This window comes from Halomonas sp. 328 (assembly GCF_015645095.1).
In the GTDB taxonomy this organism is placed as follows: domain Bacteria; phylum Pseudomonadota; class Gammaproteobacteria; order Pseudomonadales; family Halomonadaceae; genus Bisbaumannia.
On record NZ_JADOTW010000006.1, the window covers coordinates 88,843 to 108,006 of the forward strand.

General features: G+C 68.3%; 23 protein-coding genes. 14 read left to right on the forward strand and 9 right to left on the reverse strand.

What is annotated here, in order from left to right; all coding sequences use genetic code 11:
* Window positions 1-21: 21 nt before the first annotated feature.
* Window positions 22-1,599, reverse strand: coding sequence for an MFS transporter (locus IHD13_RS04270; protein WP_195859794.1), 1,578 nt, complete (start codon window positions 1,597-1,599; stop codon window positions 22-24).
* Between the two features lie 108 nt (window positions 1,600-1,707).
* Here IHD13_RS04270 and IHD13_RS04275 point away from each other — a divergent pair, with 108 nt between their 5' ends.
* Window positions 1,708-2,502, forward strand: coding sequence for a helix-turn-helix transcriptional regulator (locus IHD13_RS04275; RefSeq protein WP_195859795.1), 795 nt, complete (start codon window positions 1,708-1,710; stop codon window positions 2,500-2,502).
* A 246-nt stretch (window positions 2,503-2,748) separates the two neighbouring features.
* Window positions 2,749-3,297 (forward strand): AAA family ATPase, encoded by a 549-nt coding sequence (locus tag IHD13_RS04280; protein ID WP_195859796.1) that lies wholly within the window; start codon window positions 2,749-2,751, stop codon window positions 3,295-3,297.
* Between the two features lie 117 nt (window positions 3,298-3,414).
* Here the strand turns inward: IHD13_RS04280 and IHD13_RS04285 are convergent, their stop codons facing one another.
* The 3 genes from IHD13_RS04285 to IHD13_RS04295 all read right to left on the reverse strand — a co-directional run bounded on the left by IHD13_RS04285 (window position 3,415) and on the right by IHD13_RS04295 (window position 6,237).
* Complete coding sequence (locus tag IHD13_RS04285; RefSeq protein ID WP_195859797.1) at window positions 3,415-3,699, reverse strand: aldehyde dehydrogenase; 285 nt, start codon at window positions 3,697-3,699, stop codon at window positions 3,415-3,417.
* A gap of 13 nt (window positions 3,700-3,712) precedes the next feature.
* Window positions 3,713-5,026 carry a sulfite oxidase gene (locus IHD13_RS04290; protein ID WP_195859798.1) on the reverse strand — a complete coding sequence of 438 codons (1,314 nt, stop codon included), beginning with the start codon at window positions 5,024-5,026 and terminating at the stop codon, window positions 3,713-3,715.
* Window positions 5,027-5,316: 290 nt separating this feature from the next.
* Entirely contained in the window at window positions 5,317-6,237 is a 921-nt protein-coding gene (locus tag IHD13_RS04295) for a LysR family transcriptional regulator (RefSeq protein WP_195859799.1), read from the reverse strand.
* Between the two features lie 112 nt (window positions 6,238-6,349).
* Between IHD13_RS04295 and IHD13_RS04300 the strand changes: the two genes are divergently transcribed.
* Complete coding sequence (locus tag IHD13_RS04300) at window positions 6,350-6,988, forward strand: NAD(P)-dependent oxidoreductase (protein WP_195859800.1); 639 nt, start codon at window positions 6,350-6,352, stop codon at window positions 6,986-6,988.
* 43 nt (window positions 6,989-7,031) lie between these two features.
* Here the strand turns inward: IHD13_RS04300 and IHD13_RS04305 are convergent, their stop codons facing one another.
* The gene (locus IHD13_RS04305; protein ID WP_195859801.1) at window positions 7,032-7,739 is read right to left on the reverse strand and encodes a glutathione S-transferase family protein; all 708 of its coding nucleotides are present in this window, start codon (window positions 7,737-7,739) and stop codon (window positions 7,032-7,034) included.
* Window positions 7,740-7,846: 107 nt separating this feature from the next.
* On the opposite strand from IHD13_RS04305, the gene IHD13_RS04310 reads away from it, so the two are divergent.
* The 3 genes from IHD13_RS04310 (at window position 7,847) to IHD13_RS04320 (ending at window position 10,097) form a co-directional block, all read left to right on the forward strand.
* Entirely contained in the window at window positions 7,847-8,800 is a 954-nt protein-coding gene (locus tag IHD13_RS04310; protein ID WP_195859802.1) for a helix-turn-helix transcriptional regulator, read from the forward strand.
* A gap of 146 nt (window positions 8,801-8,946) precedes the next feature.
* Window positions 8,947-9,375, forward strand: coding sequence for a VOC family protein (locus IHD13_RS04315; RefSeq protein WP_195859803.1), 429 nt, complete (start codon window positions 8,947-8,949; stop codon window positions 9,373-9,375).
* On the forward strand, window positions 9,372-10,097 hold the full coding sequence (locus tag IHD13_RS04320) for a DUF899 domain-containing protein (RefSeq protein WP_195859804.1): 726 nt from the start codon (window positions 9,372-9,374) through the stop codon (window positions 10,095-10,097). The genes IHD13_RS04315 and IHD13_RS04320 overlap by 4 nt, the downstream gene beginning before the upstream one ends.
* Here the strand turns inward: IHD13_RS04320 and IHD13_RS04325 are convergent.
* The gene (locus IHD13_RS04325; RefSeq protein WP_195859805.1) at window positions 10,088-10,954 is read right to left on the reverse strand and encodes a helix-turn-helix transcriptional regulator; all 867 of its coding nucleotides are present in this window, start codon (window positions 10,952-10,954) and stop codon (window positions 10,088-10,090) included. The two genes, IHD13_RS04320 and IHD13_RS04325, sit on opposite strands and share 10 nt — an antisense overlap.
* A 66-nt stretch (window positions 10,955-11,020) precedes the next feature.
* On the opposite strand from IHD13_RS04325, the gene IHD13_RS04330 reads away from it, so the two are divergent.
* Window positions 11,021-11,482 (forward strand): carboxymuconolactone decarboxylase family protein, encoded by a 462-nt coding sequence (locus IHD13_RS04330; protein ID WP_195859806.1) that lies wholly within the window; start codon window positions 11,021-11,023, stop codon window positions 11,480-11,482.
* Window positions 11,483-11,489: 7 nt separating this feature from the next.
* On the opposite strand, the gene IHD13_RS04335 is transcribed toward IHD13_RS04330, so the two are convergent.
* Window positions 11,490-12,389 (reverse strand): arylamine N-acetyltransferase family protein, encoded by a 900-nt coding sequence (locus IHD13_RS04335; RefSeq protein ID WP_195859807.1) that lies wholly within the window; start codon window positions 12,387-12,389, stop codon window positions 11,490-11,492.
* A 245-nt stretch (window positions 12,390-12,634) separates the two neighbouring features.
* Between IHD13_RS04335 and IHD13_RS04340 the strand changes: the two genes are divergently transcribed.
* Both IHD13_RS04340 and IHD13_RS04345 read left to right on the forward strand, forming a co-directional pair.
* Complete coding sequence (locus tag IHD13_RS04340) at window positions 12,635-13,126, forward strand: hypothetical protein (RefSeq protein ID WP_195859808.1); 492 nt, start codon at window positions 12,635-12,637, stop codon at window positions 13,124-13,126.
* A 34-nt stretch (window positions 13,127-13,160) separates the two neighbouring features.
* Window positions 13,161-14,030, forward strand: coding sequence for a hypothetical protein (locus IHD13_RS04345; RefSeq protein ID WP_195859809.1), 870 nt, complete (start codon window positions 13,161-13,163; stop codon window positions 14,028-14,030).
* A gap of 31 nt (window positions 14,031-14,061) precedes the next feature.
* Here IHD13_RS04345 and IHD13_RS18430 read toward each other — a convergent pair whose 3' ends face one another.
* Together IHD13_RS18430 and IHD13_RS04360 are read right to left on the reverse strand one after the other, a co-directional pair.
* The gene (locus IHD13_RS18430) at window positions 14,062-15,033 is read right to left on the reverse strand and encodes a GNAT family acetyltransferase (protein WP_268246212.1); all 972 of its coding nucleotides are present in this window, start codon (window positions 15,031-15,033) and stop codon (window positions 14,062-14,064) included.
* A gap of 39 nt (window positions 15,034-15,072) precedes the next feature.
* Window positions 15,073-15,561 (reverse strand): MarR family winged helix-turn-helix transcriptional regulator, encoded by a 489-nt coding sequence (locus tag IHD13_RS04360; protein ID WP_195859810.1) that lies wholly within the window; start codon window positions 15,559-15,561, stop codon window positions 15,073-15,075.
* Between the two features lie 106 nt (window positions 15,562-15,667).
* On the opposite strand from IHD13_RS04360, the gene IHD13_RS04365 reads away from it, so the two are divergent.
* The 5 genes from IHD13_RS04365 (at window position 15,668) to IHD13_RS04385 (ending at window position 19,151) form a co-directional block, all read left to right on the forward strand.
* Window positions 15,668-16,627, forward strand: a complete 960-nt coding sequence (locus IHD13_RS04365; RefSeq protein WP_195859811.1) for a DMT family transporter — start codon at window positions 15,668-15,670, stop codon at window positions 16,625-16,627.
* A gap of 33 nt (window positions 16,628-16,660) precedes the next feature.
* Window positions 16,661-17,074 carry a VOC family protein gene (locus IHD13_RS04370; RefSeq protein WP_195859812.1) on the forward strand — a complete coding sequence of 138 codons (414 nt, stop codon included), beginning with the start codon at window positions 16,661-16,663 and terminating at the stop codon, window positions 17,072-17,074.
* Window positions 17,071-17,772: a DUF899 domain-containing protein gene (locus tag IHD13_RS04375; protein WP_195859813.1), complete on the forward strand. Its 702-nt coding sequence runs from the start codon at window positions 17,071-17,073 to the stop codon at window positions 17,770-17,772. Before IHD13_RS04370 ends, IHD13_RS04375 begins: the two co-directional genes overlap by 4 nt.
* Window positions 17,773-17,868: 96 nt before the next feature.
* Window positions 17,869-18,300: a VOC family protein gene (locus IHD13_RS04380; protein ID WP_195859814.1), complete on the forward strand. Its 432-nt coding sequence runs from the start codon at window positions 17,869-17,871 to the stop codon at window positions 18,298-18,300.
* The gene (locus IHD13_RS04385; protein ID WP_195859815.1) at window positions 18,294-19,151 is read left to right on the forward strand and encodes a formate/nitrite transporter family protein; all 858 of its coding nucleotides are present in this window, start codon (window positions 18,294-18,296) and stop codon (window positions 19,149-19,151) included. The genes IHD13_RS04380 and IHD13_RS04385 overlap by 7 nt, the downstream gene beginning before the upstream one ends.
* Window positions 19,152-19,164 lie beyond the last annotated feature (13 nt).

Sequence of the window (19,164 nt, forward strand, 5' to 3'; positions counted from 1 at the left end):
GCCGCATCGCCACCGTGACGATCAGGGCGAGCAGGGTTCGCTCGCCACGGCGCCAGATTCCTCCTCGCCGATCGCCCCCACGTGTCGCAGCGCCAGGGTGGCCAGTAGCGCCAGGCCGAGGGCGCCGATCCCGCCCACCAGGGCCGTGACGCTCAACCCCGCGACGAACGCTACCTGCGCCTCCACCAGCAGGTCCGCAGGCAGCCGCTCGGCGACGGACAAGGCCGCCCATAGGCTGTCGCCGAGCGCCTCGGCCACCTCGACCGTCATCTGCTCCGGGATCCGATCGGCGATCTGCAGGCGGTAGACCAGGGTCGCCAGGCTGCCCAGCAGGGCCACGCCCAGCGCCAGGCCCAGCTCCTGGACCATCTCGGACATCGCCGAGGCGGAGCCGGCCTTGTCCGCCGGTGCGGCCCCCACCACCAGGTCCGTCCCCAGGGCGGCGATGGTGCCCAGGCCGAGATAGGCCAGCGAGAATCCGGCGATCGCCATGCCCACCCCGCTGGCATTCACTTCCACGGCAGCCAGCAGCCAGTAGCCCAGCGTCGAGAGCGCCAGGGCGGCCCCCACCACATAGCCCGGCCGTATGCGGCGAGCGAGCAGCGGCGCCATGATGCCCGCCAGCACCATCATCAGCGCCGGCGGCCCCATCCACAGCCCCGCCACCAACGGCGTGAGCCCCGCCACCAGCTGCAGATACTGGGTCACCAGCAGCATCACGCCGGATACGCCGACCAGCCCCACCAGCAGCACCACCAGCGCGGCGCTGAAGGTGCGGCTACCGAACAGCCGCATATCGAGCAGCGGGCTGGCCAGGCGCCGCTGGCGACGCACGAAGAGCAGCGCACCGAGGAGGCCCACGGCCATGGCCAGCAGCGCCTCCGGGGCGAACCCCGCCTTGGCGAGCTCCTTCACCCCATAGATCGCCGGCAGGATGGCCACCAGCGACAGCAGCACGCTAGGCAGATCCAGGCGACCGGCCCGGGGAGCACGGTACTCCGGCAGCAGCAGCGGCGCGGCCAGGAGCAGCACGGCCACCACCGGCACCGCCACCAGGAAGGCCGCGCCCCACCAGAAATGCGCCAGCAGCACACCACCCACCACCGGGCCCAGCGCCATGCCCAGGGCGAACATGGTGGCCCAGACGCCGATGGCCAGGGCGCGCTGACGCACGTCGCCGAACAGGTTGCTGATCAGCGCCAGGGTCGAGGGCATCAGGGTCGCGCCGGCCACGCCGAGCACCGCGCGGGCGGCGATCAACATGGCGGCGCTGGTGGCATAGGCGGCGATTACCGAGGTGATGCCGAAGGCCACGGCGCCGATCATCAGCAGCCGGCGTCGGCCGATGCGATCGCCCAGGGTGCCCATGGTGATCAGGAAGCCGGCGATCATGAAACCGTAGGCATCCATGATCCACAGCGCCTGGGTGCTGCTCGGTTGCAGATCCGCCGCCAGGGCCGGCAGCGCCAGATAGAGAATGGTGACGTCGAGGCCGAGCAGCACGGTGGGCAGTGCCAACACCGCCAGGCCGGCCCACGCCTTGATGCCCGCCCGCCGCCGGGCGACGCACGTATCTAATCCTTCGTTGAGGGAAACCATGCCATGCCTCCTTTCCTTAGGGTTGGCATGGTAGTCTTGGCCTACATTAATAGGGTTACAATATAGCCAGTTATCCTATTACTACTGGTAACTACCTGGAGCATTGCCATGGCCGGGCGCAGCCTCGACAGGACCAGAGGCGAACTCACTGACTTCCTGGTCCATCATCGCCACAAGCTGACGCCGGCCGACGTCGGCCTGCCCTCCACCGGCCGCCGACGCACGCCCGGGCTGCGCCGCGAGGAGGTGGCCACCCTCGCCGGCGTGGGGCTGACCTGGTACACCTGGTTCGAACAGGGGCGCGACATCAACGTCTCGGAGAGTTTTCTGCTGCGCGTATCCAAGGCCCTGAAGCTGGACGACGCCGAGTGCTGCCACCTCTTTCTGCTCGCCCACCGCCGTCCGCCACCGGTGGAGGCCTATCAGTGGCAAGCGATCCCGCCCCTGGTACAGGCGCTGATGGACGACATGCCAAGGCCCGCCTATGTGATCAACCTGCGCTGGGACGTGATCGCCTGGAACGCCACGGCCGACGACCTGTTCGGCTTCAGCAGCAGGGAAGCCGGTGAGCGCAATATGATACGCCTGGCATTCGCCGACCCGGCACTGCGCCAGCGCCTCCCCGACTGGCAACAGGACGCCCCTCGCCTACTCGCCCAGTTTCGCTGTGACCTGGCGGCCGCCCCCAGGGACCCCGCCATGCAGGAACTGATCGAGTCGCTCGCCAAGCTGTCACCGGATTTTCGCCGCTGGTGGGAGCAACCCAATCATGAGACCTACCGCTACGGCATCGGCCACCTGCTCGATGCCGAGGGCATGCCGCGCGACTTCGATCACGAGACGCTGATCGTCGACGAGCACCGCCACCTGCGGATGGTCGTCTATTTCGCGACCTCGGCCTGAGACCCGCCGGACGAGAGACTCGAAGACCGCAGCGTGGAACCCTTCAGCCAGCCCAGGTGAAATGCCGGGTCGATGCCTCCTTCCAGCATGTCGCTGATCCGAATGCCGCTGCCCGGACGCGCCCCTGCCGCGCCTCTTGCCCCATGGCGCAAGATGGCTATAATGCGCCGCCCGCGCCAATGGCCATCGGGCCATTGCCAAGCGGGGCGACGGATCGCTCCTCTCCATGTCAGGGACAAACAACGCATGACGGTACGACTGCATCTCTTCGGTGCCTCGGGCTCCGGAACGACGACCCTGGGCGCGGCGCTGGCCAGGCATCTGGATATCCCCTTTCTGGATACCGACGCCTACTATTGGCAGCCCACCGACCCTCCGTTCACCACCAAACGCGCGCCTGCCGAGCGAATCGCCCTGATCGAGCGCGAGATCGCGGCCCACGATTCCTGGGTTCTGGCCGGCTCCTTATGCAGCTGGGGCGATCCCTTGCTCCCCCATTTCACCCTGGCGATCTTTCTCTCGCTTCCCCATGAGCTGCGCATGCGGCGACTGCTCGACCGCGAGCGGTCACGCTACGGGGATCACATCGAGCCGGGCGGTGATAGGCATGATGCCCATCGGGAGTTCATGGAGTGGGCCAGGCGCTACGACACCGGCAAGGCACCACTGCGCAGCCGCGACCTTCACGAGCGCTGGCTACGTCGACTCGCGTGCCCCGTCATGCGGCTCGACTCGCAGCAACCGGTAGAGACCCTCTGTGAGGTGGTGCTGGCCCGCCTGTCCCAACCAGGGTGATAGCCGTGACGATCAGGCCGAGCAAGGCGCCCGCCACGGCATCGCCGCCAGGCGCCTTCTCGCCGTTCGTCCTCGCACGTCAGAGGCTGGGTCCCTCGTGGTTGTGGAGGGCTCCACCTAATCACGGCCGAATTGTTCGGCCAGGTAATCCAGCACCTGCCCGCGTACCTCCGGGGCCATCTGCCACATGCCATGCTGCTCGACCATCCAGTCGAGCACCTCGTCCCAGGTCTCCCGCGACAGGCGCTGCTGGCGGATGATCGCCGAGGAGTGGCAGGCCAGGCAGTTCTGGTAGGTTTCCAGCCGGCCGTCACCCTCGGGCAGGCCACCGAAGTCGTCGCTGGCCTGCAGCGGCAGGCCGCAGGCCAGCCCGAGCCATACCACGCACAACCCGCGTGCCATGTTCACCTCCGACTCAGACGGCGCGGACCGCGATGCGGTGCTGCGAGTTGTTGAGGTAGCCGCGCGGGTTCCACCCGGGGACCACCGCCGGCTGCATCACGCCCTGGTCGTCGGTGGCCCGCGCCCAGACCTCGAAGTAGCCCGGCGAGGGTAGCTCGATCTCGGCCCGCCAGTGCTGCCAGGCATAGGGGTTGACCGGCTCGTCCAGTGCCGCCTCTTGCCAGGTCGCACCGAAATCGATGGAAACATGCATGGCGGCCACCCGGTGATCGCCCGCCCAGGCGTGTCCCCGCACCCTCAGGGGCTCGTCCCGGGACACCGCCACGGGGCTCTGCGGATAGGTGATCACCGACTTCACCGGCATCGATGCCATGACCACCATGTCCTCGTCGGGCACCTCGGCACCAGGCTCCACCGGGTAGCGGGGCACGCGATAGGAGAGGCCGGTCATGCCCTGACCGTCATGCTCCTGATCGCGCAGCCAGATCCGTGTCACCCACTTCTGGGAGCAGGAGCCGGCCCAGCCGGGAATCAAGAGTCGCAGCGGCCCGCCATGGGCCAGCGGCAACGGCTCCCCGTTCATCCCCCAGACCAGCATGTTCTGTTCTTCCAGCGCCTTGTCGATCGGTACCCCACGGCTGAGCGCATCGCGCCCCGGGTCGCCGGAGAGGTGTGGATCGGCACCGTAATGCGCGGTGTAGACGGCCGAGGCCCCGACACCGGCGGCTTCCAGCACGTCCTTGAGCCGGCACCCGGTCCATTCGCCGTTGCCGACGGCCCCGATGACCCACTGGTTGCCCCGTGGCGAGGGGTTGAAACCGGCCCGACCATTGCCGCCACACTCCAGTTGCGCCTGACGGGTGATCGTCTCGAAGCGGGTCTTGAGCTCGCCCAGGCTAAACTCCAGGGGGCTTTCGACCTCACCGTCGATCGTCAGCCTCCAGCCGTCGGGATCCTCGCTCGCCTCGGGCAGGCCCCCGTTGTTACGCACGAAGAAGTGGCGTATGGGGGTGACCTCATCATCGAGCAGATGCACCGGCGTCTCGAGATTGATCGGCCGGTCGTTGCGGATGATGATGCCCTCCTTGCCGAGGATCTCGAAATCGCCCACCTCCTCGGCCAGGGCCGCCGGAATCAGCCCACCGGGCATGTGCCGGGCGAAGGGGATGGAGGCGGCACCCACCGCCGCGGTCATGGCGGCCAATCCCGCGCCCTTGAGGAAACCGCGCCGGTTGGTGTCGGTAATACGCCCGAACACCAGCCAGTCGGCGCGCTCGGGGTCCTGATCATAGAGCTCACGCAGGCCCCGCTCATTCTTGTCTGACATCTCAGCCTCCCGACCCGGTCGTTGCCATATCGGTGGATAAGACATCCCTGTGTGCTCGTCGGCTTGGCTAATCCTGCCTTGCCATGTCGCCATCTCAGATTAGCCCAGCCGCCGCATTTCCACCGGATACGCCAGGGCCGGCCATCGGCCCGCTCGCCCCCAGGACGTCCCCACCACCCCGAGGCGGCTGCTCCCGTGTTGCACGATGCCTGCCTGACCTCACGGTGACTGCCATACCGCCTTCGAGAGCTACCGACGCTGCCTCGGCGGCAAGTCGTCGTCATGCCCACCTACGACGAAGCTTCCCCAGTCTCGTCCGCCAGCCACACCTGGAAGAACGTCATAAAGGCCCGCACCCGTGCCGGCAGGTGGCGTCCTGGCGGATAGACGGCATGCACGCCGCCACTGGGCAGCGACCACGCCGGCAACACCCGCACCAGCCGCCCGGCACGCAGCTCCGCCTCGGCCGAGATATCGGCCATCACCGAAATGCCGCCCCCCGCCACCAGCAGGGCGCTCAGCGCCGCGGTGGAGTTGGCGGCGAGCCGCGCCTTCATCTGCACCCGGCGGCTCTCCTCGCCGCGCCGGAAGGTCCAGGTCAGGGGCGAGGCCAGCGGCGTGAAGGCCACCCAGGCATGCTCGGCCAGTGCCTCGGGATCGTCCGGCGTGCCATGCCGCGCCAGGTAATCGGGTGAGGCCACCAGGTACTGCTGGAACGCCCCCAGGGATCGCGACCGCAGCGTGGAATCCTTCAGCCAACCCAGGCGAAAGGCCAGGTCGATGCCCTCTTCCAGCATGTCGCTGATCCGGTCGCCACTGCGCAGCTCGATGCGCAGCTCCGGATGCCGCCGCCCGAACTCGACCACCGCCGGCCCCAGTACCCGGGTCGCGTAGTCTTCCGGGGCGGTCAGGCGCAGCGCGCCACGCAACCGCTGGTCATCGCCCTCGGCGGCGGCCAGGGCCTCCTGCAACCCCGCCAGCAACGGCCGGCACTCGCGATAGAGGGTCTCGCCGGCCTGGGTCGGCTGGACTCGTCGGGTGGTGCGCTGGAACAGCGTCACCCCCAGGCGTTCCTCCAGCTGGCAGATCTGCAGGCTGACCTTGGTCTTGGTGCAGCCCAGCCGCTCCGCCGCGGCGGTGAAGCTGCCCGCCTCCACCAGCGCCAGGAAGAGCGGCAGGCCATTGAGGTCGAGTTCGTCGGGACGGGACATGGGGCCTCACTGTTATCAAATAGATAACAGTAAAATATCAGAGCGGCTATTTTTCAAATCAATCAACCCGCCCACAATGCGCTCATCTTCCCCCTGAAACAGGAGACACAAGATGAAGATTGCATTGATCGGCGCCAGCGGTTTTATCGGCTCGGCCCTGCTCGACGAGGCACTCGCCCGCGGCCACGAGGTCAAGGCCCTGGTCACCCGCCCGGAACGCCTCGCCACCCGCGACGACCTCGGCGTCGAGAAGAGCGATGTCCTGGACAGCGCCGCCCTCACCGAGCAGCTGCGCGGTGCCGAGGTGGTGCTCAGCGCCTTCAGCGGCCACGCCCAGGAGGACGTCTACGGCTACTACGTGAAGGGCTTCGACGCCATCCTCGCCGCCACCCAGGCCGCCGGCGTGCCGCGCCTGATGGTGGTCGGCGGCGCCGCCTCCCTGGAGGTGGCCCCGGGTCAGTTGCTGCTCGACGCCCCGGGCTTCCCCGACGCCTATCGCGCCACCGCCGAGGGTGCCAAGACCGCCCTGGAGCGGTTGCGTGCCCAGCAGGCCCAGGCCTGGACGATGCTCTCGCCGGCCGCCGAGATCTTCCCCGGCGAGCGCACCGGGACATTCCGCCTGGGCGGCGACGGCCTGCTCGGCGACGCCGAGGGCCAGAGCCGTATCTCGGTGCAGGACTACGCCGTGGCCATGCTCGACGAGCTGGAGACGCCCCGCCACCCCAACCGGCGCTTCAGCGTCGCCTACTGAGCCCGGAGCCCCGGCCCGCCATCGGCGGGCCGGGGCACGACCTTCAGGCCGCCAGCCGCGGACGCAGCGTTTCCAGGGTGACGTGGCCCCGGAAGCCACCGGCGCCGTCGGGACTCTCGCCACGCTCGATGGCCTCGGCGAAGCGCACGGCCGCATCGGCCTTGAGTGTCGCCAGGTGTCGGGCCAGGTGCGGGTAGTCATGCTCGAGATCGAACAGCCGATGGTACTCGGCCCAGCGGGCGATACCGACGAAATAGGCATCCGCCAGGCTGCGGCGCTCGCCCAGCAGCCACGTTCGCTCGGCCAGCAGAGCATCGAGATGAGCACAACACTCTGCGACCTGCTGACGTCCCAACCGACGCAGCAATTCCTGCTCCACGCCGCTCATTCCTTGGCTGTCATATAGCGTCCACAGGGGGCCGAAGGCGCCGAAGAAGTCGGTGTTCAGGTAAGCGAGCATCTCGCTCAGCCGATCAAACTCGCGACTGCCCTGGGCAAAGCCCAATCCGGCCTCCCGGCCACGGGCCGCCAGGTGCTGCAGGATCGCCTGGCTCTCGGTCAGGGGCTCGCCCTCCTCCAGCAGCAGCGCCGGCGTCTTTAGCCGCGGGTTGATCTTGGCATAGAGGGGATCCCAGGGGTGTTCCAGCATCTCGATACGACACAGCCGGTAGGGCTGGCCCAGCCACTCCAGGGCCACGATCGAGCCGAATGAGCAGCCTTGGGGAACGCCATAGAAGAGGACGGGTTCCATCTTTCACTCCTTGCGTGGGTCGATAACGGCCGACGCCCCATGCGTCTGGCCATGCAGGCAAGGTAGTGGCTAAATAGGGCAGAACCCGTCCTATTAAAAGCGGAAAAATGCTCAACCCCACCGCCCGCGTGCTGGCCCTGCTGGAGCTGCTGCAGACCCACCGCCACCTCAGTGGCGGCGAGCTGGCGGAGCGGCTCGGCGTGGACCGTCGTACCCTGCGGCGCTATATCCGCACCCTGGAGGAGCTCGGCATCCCGGTGACCACCGAGCGGGGCCGCCATGGCGGCTATCGGTTGATGCCCGGCTTCAAGCTGCCCCCCTTGATGCTCAGCAGCGAGGAGGCGCTGGCCGTTTCACTGGGGCTGCTTGCCGCCGAGGCCTTGGGCATGGCTGAAACGACTCCCGCCCTGGACACCGCCCGGGCCAAGCTCGAGCGGGTCTTGCCCGCCGATCTGAGGCAGCAGGCGCAAGCCCTGAGCGAGAACGCGCGGCTGACGTTGCCGGCGGCGCGCACCCCGGGCGACGAGCGCCTGCTGGGGCTGTTCGCCACGGCCACCCAGGCGCGTCGACGGGTGCGGCTCGACTATGAAGACGACCGAGGCCAGGCCAGCCGGCGGGTGCTCAACCCCTATGGCCTGGTCTTCCACGGCGGCCACTGGTACGTCAGCGGCTGGTGTCACCTGCGCCGCGACCTGCGCAGCTTCCGTCTCGACCGCATCGGCGAGGCCACCCCGCTCGCGGCCGGCTTCGACCGACCACGGGAGTTCGACGCCGCCGCCCACCTGGCCCGCAGCCTCGCCACCCTGCCCCGCGCCATCGCCGTGGAGCTATGGCTCGATACCGACCTGGAGCGCGCCGTCGCCGAGCTCGGCCCCCATATCGGCCTGCTGACCCCCGCGGAACGCGGCGTGGTACTGCACGGCCGCACCGATAGCCTGGCCTGGTTCGCCCGCCAGTTGATCCGCCTGCCCTTCGACTTCCGGGTCGTCGAGCCCACCGCCCTGCGCGACGAGCTGAGTCGCCAGGCGGCCCGCCTGCAACGCCTGGCCAGGGCGGAGTGACAGGCCCCGGGCTCCTCCCCCGGGGCCTGTCACGGATCGCGCTCACGCTGCACAGGAACTAGGCTGTCGAAACTCCCCGGCCCCGTTCGACTCCTCCCTGTCCCCATCCCAATCACCTTCACTATCACCATGAAGAGGGCCCTCTCATGTTGCTCAATGCCTATCTGACCTTCGACGGCGACTGCCGCGCCGCCTTCGAGTGCTACCAGCGCTGCCTCGGCGGAGAGATCGTCGCCATGCACACCTACGGCGAGGCCCCGGCGGAGATGGCGATGCCCGCCACGGCCCACGACAAGATCATGCACGCCCGCCTGGTGGTGGACGGCCAGGTGCTGATGGGCTCCGACACCATGCCCGACTGCCCCGCCCCCTACGAGGGCATCAAGGGGATCTCCCTGACCCTCGGCGTCGACACCCCCGAGGAGGCCGAGCGGCTCTTCGCGGCCCTGGCCGACGACGGCACGGTCCAGATGCCCCTGGAGGAGACCTTCTGGGCCAGGCGCTTCGGCATGCTGGTCGACCGCTTCGGCGTGGCCTGGATGATCAACTGCGAGAAGGAGGCGCCACCATCATGAACGACGTGCCCCATCCCCCCATCGTCGAGCGCGAGGCGTGGCTCGCCGAGCGCCTGGCGCTGCTCGAACACGAGAAGGCCCTGACCCGTCAGTACGACGGGGTGAATGCCGAGCGCCGCCGGCTGCCGATGGTCAGGCTCGACAAGGCCTACGCCTTCGAGGGGCCGGACGGCGAGACGAGCCTGCTCGATCTCTTCGACGGGCGGCGCCAACTGATCGTCTACCACTTCATGTTCGATCCGGCCTGGGAGCGGGGCTGTCCGGGCTGCACCGGCTTCGTCGATGCGCTGGGCGATCTCTCCCTGCTCGGCGAGCGCGATACCCGCTTCGTGCTGGTCTCCCGGGCGCCGCTGGCCAGGCTCCAGGCCTACCGGGCCGAACGCGGCTGGCACTGGCCCTGGGTCTCGTCCCATGGCAGCGACTTCAACTACGACTTCCATGTCACCCTGGACGCCGCGATCGCCCCGCCCGAGTACAACTACCGCCGCCAGGCCGAGCTCGAGGCACGCGGCGACGAGCCCCATTTCCAGAGCGGCGAGTGCCACGGCCTGAGCGTCTTCTTCCGCCTCGGCGAAGCGATCTTCCATACCTACTCCGCCTACGCCCGCGGCTGCGAGCGCCTCACCGATGCCTATGCGCTGCTCGATACCACGCCCTACGGGCGTCAGGAGGACTTCGAGGACTCGCCACCGGGCTGGCCGCAACGGCCAACCTATGGCTGATGGGATAACAGAACACGAGGGAGCGGAGCCACAGGGCCCCGCTCGTCTTCGCGCCACCGTACATGGCGGCGATATTCGCCCGGCGTGAGGCCGGTCACCGCCGTGAAGTCGTGGACGAAATGTGCCTGATCGAAATAGCCCGCGTCATAGGCCACCTCGGCGAGCGCCCCGGGCCCCGCCGTCCGCTTGATCAACTCTCGCCCGTGGGCGACACGCAGCGTCCGGGCATACTGCTTGGGCGACAGCCCCAGGTGACGCCGGAACTGCCGTTGCAACTGACGCTGGCTCACCGACAGCGCCTCCGCCAGCTCGGCGACACTCCCCTGTCCCCGGCGCCGTCGCTGCCACTCGAGCGCCGCGCCCAGTAACGGCGATGGCGCCTCGCTCTGTCGCAGCCAGCCGAGCAGCTCGCGCTCCAGCAGGGCAACCCGGGCCATGCCGTCATCGATCTCTCGCAAGCGTTCATGCAGGGTGGCCAGGGCACGCCGCCGCAGCGCTGCCGCCGGAAGCAGCCCGGCCTCGGCCAGGCGCTCCGGCGCTTCGCCCAGCAGGGCAGCCCCCCGGCCCGGCAGGAAACGCACACCCAGCAGGGCCAGGTCGGCGGTGACCGCAAGCCCGGCGGTACGCAGCGAGGGGCCGTCGACCCAGGCCGGGCCAGCCCCGTGCCGAGCCTCCCGCCGCGGCGGCGTAGCGAAGTCGAAGACCATCCCCAGGCCACCGTCGGGATGCAGCAGCTCCAGGGGCTCCCCTCGCCCGGCGGCCTCGCCCCTCGCCCACCAGAAGCTCTGCACGACCACCCGCAAGGGCCCCCGCGGCCTGACCTGATGCAGCGTCAGCCCGGTGGCCGGGCGTCGCAAAACTACAATATCGCCCACCGGCGGCGGGCTAGGGTAAGGCCTGTCACTCATTACCGGAGCCTCATCATGAGAATGGACTACTTCGCCGCCAACCCGGACGCCCTCCAGCCCCTGATCGCTATCGAGACCCATCTCGCCCGGGCGGCCCGGCGCCGCGACGAGCTCGGCGGCGGCCTGCTGGAGCTGGTCAAGACCCGCGTCTCCCAGATCAACGGCTGCGCCTACTGCATCGACAGGCACACCCAGGATGCCCGACGCGCCGGCGAAAGCGAACAGCGCCTCTATGCCCTAAGCGCCTGGCGCGAGACGCCCTTCTTCACGCCCCGGGAACGCGCCGCCCTGACCTGGGCCGAGGCCCATACCCTGATCGCCGGACGCGGTATCGACGATGCCCTGTTCGACGCCACCCGCACCCACTTCTCGGAGGCGGCGCTGGTCGACCTGACACTGGCGATCTGCGCCATCAACGCCTGGAACCGCCTAGCGATCGGCTTCGCGGCCGAGGTCGGCAGCTACCGGCCCGACTGATCGCCTCTCAGGTACCGAGTTGCTCGCCTTCCGACGAGGTCCCGGCGAGCGACTCGGCGCGCCGACGCAGGACGACCTCCTGCTCCGGTGCCAACACCAGCCCGAAGCGCTCGCGCAGCACGCCGGGCAGTTCGGCGGCCTCGATCCGACGCACTTCCGGCGCCTCGCCGGGGCGGAAGGTCTTCAGTTCCAGGTCGGTGAGCGCCAGGCGCTCCTCCGGCCCGTTGTACTGGGCCACGATACGCCGAACGAAGGGCGAGGCCGGATGATGGGAGACATGATAGTTGTGATCCGCGTAATCGACCCGGTAATAGGGCTCGTCACTGAACTGGTAGAGGTTGAACCAACCATCGTGGCGCTTGTAGCGCAGCAGCCAGAGCCCCAGCGGCGAGCGCTCCATCCGGTACTGCCAGGGGCCATGGCGCACCTCGCTACCCGCCGCCAGCGGCACCGGCTCGCGCGGCCCGACATTGCCGACCCCGACATCGACCAGCCAGTCGCGTCCCGCCAGGCTCACCACCAGCATGGTATGGCCGACGGCGGTCATCTTGCGCTCGTCATCGCCCATCAGCATCCACGCGCTGCGCCCCTCGACCCGGAAGCCGAGCCGATCCAGTACCGTGGCGAACAGGGTGTTCTGCTCGTGGCAGTAGCCGCCACGCCGGCGCCGCACCAGCTTGTCCTGCAGGCTGTCGATGTCGAGCCGGATCTCGCCACCGGTGACGATCTCCAGGTTCTCGAAGGGCACCGCCGCGAGATGCGCCCGCTGCAGGGCGCGCAGCGTCTCCAGGCTGGGCGTCAGTGGCCCTTGGTAGTCGATGCGTGCCAGATAGGCCGCGAGATCGAGAGGCGACGCTTCCCAGGAAGTCGACTCATGGGGGGGATGCGAGGATAGGGTGACGTTCATGGGCTGGACTCCTTGGCCGAGCGGCCCCTGGCCGCGGTGTGCGTGATGCCCTCCGAGGGCAACCTTGCAGCGCAGGCTAATAGCTCAAGCCAACTTCAGGTAAAGAAGGAACTCCCCTATCGACCCCATAGCCACCGCCGATGTCTCCTTGCGACGTAATCGTCGGTGGTGACATATTGAGTGATCGACACTGGCATCACGACACGGGCCATTCCGTGCGTGCATCATGCGCGAGAGGAGAGCAGGTGCACCGAGAAGCGACTCAATGGATCGTCAGCCTATTGAAGAAAAGGCAGATCCCCTTTCTGGTCTGTGGGGGACTCGCGGCGAGGGGGTATGGTGCCACTCGCGCCCTGAACGATATCGACCTTTTCGTACCGGGAGAACACTTCGATGCCGTGGTCGAGGCCGGTCAGGCATTCATCTCCAAGCCGGCCAGGCATTATCGGGAAGCGGGCTGGGATCTGACCTACGTTCAGTTCAAGCATTCGGGAATCAAGATCGAGGTCGGCAGTGCCCATGACCCACGCATCTTCGATACTCACCGGCAGGAGTGGGTCGCGCTCGAGATCGATTTCTCTCGCTATCGGACGGTCAGGCTGCTGGGGATGGAGCTTCCCCTGATGCTCGATGAAGACTTGATTCGCTACAAGTCCGCGCTCTCCAGGCCGGTGGATCTCGAGGATATTCGCGCCATAAGGAGTGCTTCGGTGTCACTCGGGACGCCTCCCATCTAGCGACTCGCTGTCCCTTATCACCGGAGAGAATGGCATGAAGCTGATCCTCAGCCGCAAGGGCTTCGACTCCTCCGCCGGGGGCGTGCCCAATCCCCTCTTCCCCGATGGCCGGCTGCTCGCCCTGCCCATTCCGGATGGCCGGTCGCGCATTCGCTACCGGGATATCGCCTATGACGGGGGCTCCCTCGTCGACCTGGTCGCGCCCCTCACCCGGGGCAAAATCACTCAAGACGATGGCGCCCATCTCGATCCCGACCTGATCGACAAAATGCTGCCCCGCCGCCCGGGCTGGCGACCGATCTTCGGGCAGGCCGGCCCGGCCCAGGGTCATCTGCGCAACCAGGGCGTCGGGCCGGGGGATCTGTTCCTGTTCTTCGGGCTCTTCAGGCGCGTCGAGCGCCATGCCGGCACCTGGCGCTGGGCACCCGACGCCCGCCCCCGCCATATCATCTGGGGCTGGTTGCAGGTCGACTCGATCCTGCCGGTCGACGAAGCACGCTCTCCGGAGTACGCCTGGGCCCATTATCACCCCCACTTCCAGCGGCAAGGCGAGCCCAACAATGTGCTCTACCTGGCCCGCCAGCGCCTCGCCCTACCAGGGCTCGACGCAGAGCTCCCCGGCGCCGGGATCTTTCCGCGCTTCGCACCGGAGCGGCAGTTGAGCGCCCCGGAGGCGGACAAGGTATCCCAATGGCGACTGCCCGCCTGGTGCTATCCGCAAGGCAACCGCACGCCGCTGAGCTACCACGCCAACCGACAGCGCTGGCGAAAACACGCCGACCATGTCGAGCTGAAGGCGGCGGCCCGCGGTCAGGAATTCGTGCTCGATGGAAACGAGTACCCGCAGGCCTGGCCCTGGGTACGCGAGCTGATCCGGGCCAAAGCGACGACAAACCATTCCTAGCCATGCACTCGCGAGCTGGGCATGGGACGGCTCACTCCCGATCCGGGATCAGGCGCCGCCCCAGGCTGACCACCTCGTCCTGGACATAGCCCAGGGCCCGGTAGAAGGCCAATACCTCGGCGTTGCCGGCACGCACCTGGAGGTTCAGCTTGGCGCAGCCCCGCGCCGCCAGGCGGGCCTCGACCTCCGCCATCAGCCGCCGGCCATGGCCGGCACCACGATGTTCGGGCGCCACCGCCAGGTAGTAGACCCAGCCCCGGTGGCCGTCGTAGCCCGCCATGACGCTGGCCATCACCGCCCCATCGCACTCGCCCACCAGGAACAGTTCCGGCTGTTCCGCCAGCTTGCGAGCGATATCCCGGCGCGGATCGTTCCAGGGCCGGATCAGGCCACAGGCTTCCCAGAGGCGGATCACCGCCGCCTCGTCCTCGGGACGATAGCCGCGAATCGTCATGCGCCTGCCTCCTGCCCCCGAGGGGCTTGCCGTCCCGCACCAGGCCGCCGCCGTCAGACGATAGAGCCGTACTTCTCGATCATGAAAAGAGGTCGCTACGCAGTCCCGGAAACCGGCCTTCTCGACGACCCGCCGCGAGGCCCCGTGCGCCGGCTCGACAATGGCCACCAACGAGGCCAGTCGATGCGCGGTAAAACCCAGCGCCACCGCCTGCCGCGCCGCCTCCGTGGCCAGGCCGTGCCCCCAGAAACGGGTCGCCAGGCGGTAGCCGAGCTGCACCTCCCGACGGCCATCGATGGTGTCATGGCTCAGGCCACAGAAGCCCGCCAGTTCCCCGCTGGCCTTGTCGACCAGCGCCCAGGGGCCCAGGCCGTGCTCGGCATAGGAGGCCCGGCACCAGGCGATAAAACGCCGCGTCTGCGCCTCGTCATGGACGCCCCCCAGCGAATAGCGCATCACCTCGGGGTCGGCGAGGATCGCCGCCAGGGCCGGTACATCGCCGTTATCGAGCTCGCGCAGCCGTAGCCGCGGTGTCTGTGCTATCTCCATCACGCTCTCCTTGCGTCGGTGGGGGAATCCCCGACCCGGTTACTCCGCTTCCAGGCCGTCGAGCAGCTTGCCGAGCAACCGGCTCAGGGTCTCCTGCTCCTCGCGGCTCAGGGCAGCGAGCAGATGCGCCTCGTTCTCCACATGCCGGGGAATCAGCCGATTCATCAGCGCGAGCCCCTCCTCCGTCAGCGAGACCAGTACGCCGCGCCGGTCCTCGGGGTTGGGCGAGCGCCGAATCCAGCCCGCCCGCTCCAGGCGGTCCAGGCGATTGGTCATGCCCCCCGAGGAGATCATCAGCGCCTCGAACAGCTGGGTGGGCGTCAGCGCATAGGGAGCCCCGGCGCGGCGCAGCGAGGCCAGCACATCGAACTCCCCCGCCTGCAGGTCATGCGCCTTGAAGAAGGCGTTCAGCCGCCCCTGGGTGATCAACTGGCTGGTCTTCAGATAGCCCACCACCTCCATGGGCAAGAGGTCCAGCTCGGGCAGCTCCCGCTGCCACTGGCTCACCGCCTGTTTCACTCGGTTCATCGATCGGCCTCGCCACCATTGCCAACTATTAATCTCTACACTAAGATACTTTTAACAAAGTCACTCGATATCGAGATACTTTATCATGAGCTATAGGAGCCGAATGATGACCAAGGTTACCGCCCCGCGCAAGGGATCCCCCCGCCCCGGCCTCCGGGCGCTCGGCTGCCTGCTGCTGGTGGGCAGCTTCCTCGCCCTGTCGCTGACGGTCGCCAAGCTGGCCGACGATGCCGGCGCCCCGCGGGTCAGCTTCCTGATGGTCGCCATGGCCGGCGCCGGCCTGGTGCTGATGGGCCTCGCCGCGCTACGCCAGCGGCCCCTGGCCTTCAACCGCCGCACCCTGGAGTATGCCCTGGTGGCCGGCGCCCTGCTGGCCCTGCCCAATGCCTTGGCCTTCGTGGCCATCCGCCATGTGGGCGCGGGCTTTATCTCGCTGAGCTTCGCCTTCCCGATCCTGATCACCTGGGTGCTGGCCGTCGGCCTGAAGCTCGAGCGCCTGCGGCCGCTGCGCCTCACGGGAGTGATCCTGGGGCTCGGCGGCGGCCTGGTGCTGGCCGCCGCCAAGTTCGGTGGAATGCAGGCCGCCCCGGGCTGGGCCCTGCTGGTGATGGCCATGCCACTGGTGATCGCCCTCGGCAATATCTACCGCACCCTGCGCTGGCCCGAGGGCGGCTCGCCGCTCTTCCTGGCGGCGCTGATGCTGCTCGGCGGCGCCGTCACCCTGCTGCCCCTGTCGCTGGCCCTCGAGCCCGGCCAGCTGCCAGAGCTGTTCAGCCGCGAGGCCGTGCTGCGGCTGCTGGCGGTGGAGATCACGGTCTTCACGGTGCTCTACCTCTTCTATTTCGTGCTCCAGAAGCTCGCCGGCCCCGTCTACCTGAGCCAGATCGGTGCGGTGGCGGCGGTAGTGGGCACCCTGATCGCGGTGCTGGCACTCGGCGAGGCCCCGCCCCCCAACCTGGGCCTGGCCGCCCTGCTGGTGATCGCCGGCAGCCTGCTGTTCCAGCGGGGCGGCCGGGCCGCGACTCACGACGTGCGGTCGACAAACGCTCATCCAGCGTCTACCTAGAAGAGAACCCCATACACCGGCCTGGGAGGCCCCATGGCCCATCACATCACCCCGCACCTGATGTTCGAGGGCGACGCCGAGGCGGCCATGCGCTGCTATGTGGCGCTCTTCGAGGATGCCGAGATCACTCGCCTGGAGCGCTACGGCCCCGGCGAGGCCGGGGCGGAGGGCAGCGTCCGATACGCCGAATTCACCCTGGCCGGGCGCCGCTACCAGTGCATCGATAGCCCGGTGGCCCACGCCTTCACCTTTACGCCCTCGCTCTCGCTATGCGTCGAGTGCGAGAGCCCGGCGGAGTTCGAGCGGCTCCACGCCGCCCTCGCCGAGGGCGGCGAGACGCTGATGCCCCCCGACGACTACGGCTTCGGCGCCCGCTTCGCCTGGCTCAACGACCGTTTCGGCGTCTCCTGGCAGCTCAACCTGGCCCATGAGGAGGAGACCCCATGACTTCCCCCCTGCCCCCCAGCGTCTCCATGGCGGAGTGGCAAATCGCCCTCGACGCCCAGATCGCCAAGGAGAAGGCCCATACCCGGGAGCGCGATCGGCTCAATGCCGCCCGCCGTCGCCTGCCGATGGTCGAGGTACGCGGCGACTACGTCTTCGAGGGCCCCGATGGCTCCCTGACCCTGCTCGACCTCTTCGAAGGACGCCGTCAGCTGATCGTCTACCACTTCATGTTCGGCCCCGACTGGGAGGCGGGCTGCGATGGCTGCTCCTGGGTGGTGGATGCCATGACCCACCCCGCCCACCTGCACGCCCGGGACACCAGCCTGGTACTGGTCTCCCGGGCGCCCCTGGAGAAGCTCGAGCGCTACCGGGCCCGCATGGGATGGCAGCACCCGCCCTGGGTCTCCTCCCTGGGCAGCGACTTCAACGTCGATATGGGCGTGACCAGCGAGGAGTGCTGCGCCCCGGACACCGATCGCGGCGAGCGCCACGGGGTCAGCGTCTTCCTGCGCGACGGCCAGCGGGTCTTTCGCAGCTATTTCACCGGCAAGCGCGGCGTCGAGTACCTGGGCAGCCTGTGGAGCTACCTGGACCTGACGCCCTACGGCCGCCAGGAGAGCTGGGAGGACTCCCCGGAGGGCTGGCCCCAGACGCCGCCCTACGTCTGGAACCGCCGTCACGACGAGTACGAGACGTGAGCGAGTCTCCCGGACAGGTCGACCTGGTCTACCCTGAACGGCACCCTGGCCGGATTTCCCCGGTCATGAGTTGCCACGAACGGGGGGTAGCTACCCATGCAACCGCATCTCACCCTGATCACCTTGGGCGTCGACGACCTGGAGCGGGCGTTGCACTTCTATCGCGATGGCCTCGGGCTGGCGACGCCCGGCATCGTCGGCGAGGAGTTCGAGGAGGGGGACGGCGCCGTGGCCTTCTTCGAATTGCAGGGCGGGCTGAAGTTGGGCCTCTGGCCGCGGCGCTGCCTCGCCAATGACGCCAACCTGTCGGTGGGGCCGCCGAGCGCCACCGAGTTCAGCCTCGCCCATAACGTCGCCTCCCGGGAGGAGGTCGATGCGGTGATGGCCCAGGCGGAACGTGCCGGCGCCACGATCGCCAAGGTCGCCCACGAGACCTTCTGGGGCGGCTATGCCGGCTACTTCCAGGACCCCGACGGCCACCTCTGGGAAGTGGCCTGGAACCCGGCCTGGGAGCTCGAGGAATGGTGACGAAACCGCGACCCTCAACGCCAGTCCGGGACCCAGGCTCCCTGTTCGGTGACGCCTATCAGCCGCAACAGATCGCACAACGCGTGGCGAACATGGGAGTGGCCAAGGCTCGGGCCGATGGCCCGACCCTGCTGGTACTGGCCATCCTCGCCGGCGCCTTCATTTCCCTGGGGGCCCTGCTGTTCACCGTTATCATCACCGACTCGAGTCTCGGCTTCGGCGTGACCCGACTGCTCGGTGGCCTGGGGTTCTGCCTGGGCCTGATCCTGGTGGTGGTCGGCGGCGCCGAGCTGTTCACCGGCAACAACCTCCTGGCCATGGCCTGGGCGAGTCGCCTGGTCACCACCCGCGAAGTGCTACGCAACTGGGGGCTGGTCTACCTTGGCAACATCATCGGCTGCCTCGGCACGGTCCTGCTGGTCATGCTGGCCAATGTCGGCAACCTGGGGGATGGCAGCGTGGGCATCACGGCGCTACGGATCGCCCAGGCCAAGGCCGAGCTCGCACCGCTCGAGGCCTTCGCTCGGGGCATCCTGTGCAACGTCTTGGTCTGCCTGGCGATCTGGCTGGCCATGGGAGGGCACAGCGTCACCGACCGAATCCTGGCCATCGTCCTGCCGATCAGCGCCTTCGTCACGCTTGGCTTCGAGCATTCGATCGCCAACTGGTTCTTCCTGCCACTGGGCCTCGCCCTGGGTGGGCCGGAAGGCCCGACGCTTGGCGCCGCCCTGCACAACCTGGCGGTGGTCAGCGCCGGCAATGTCGTCGGCGGCACCCTGCTGGTCGCCGGTGTCTACTGGCTCGCCTACCTGCGCCCCCCGAACCGTCCGACAGGAGATGACCCGACATGAGCGCCGGACGCTC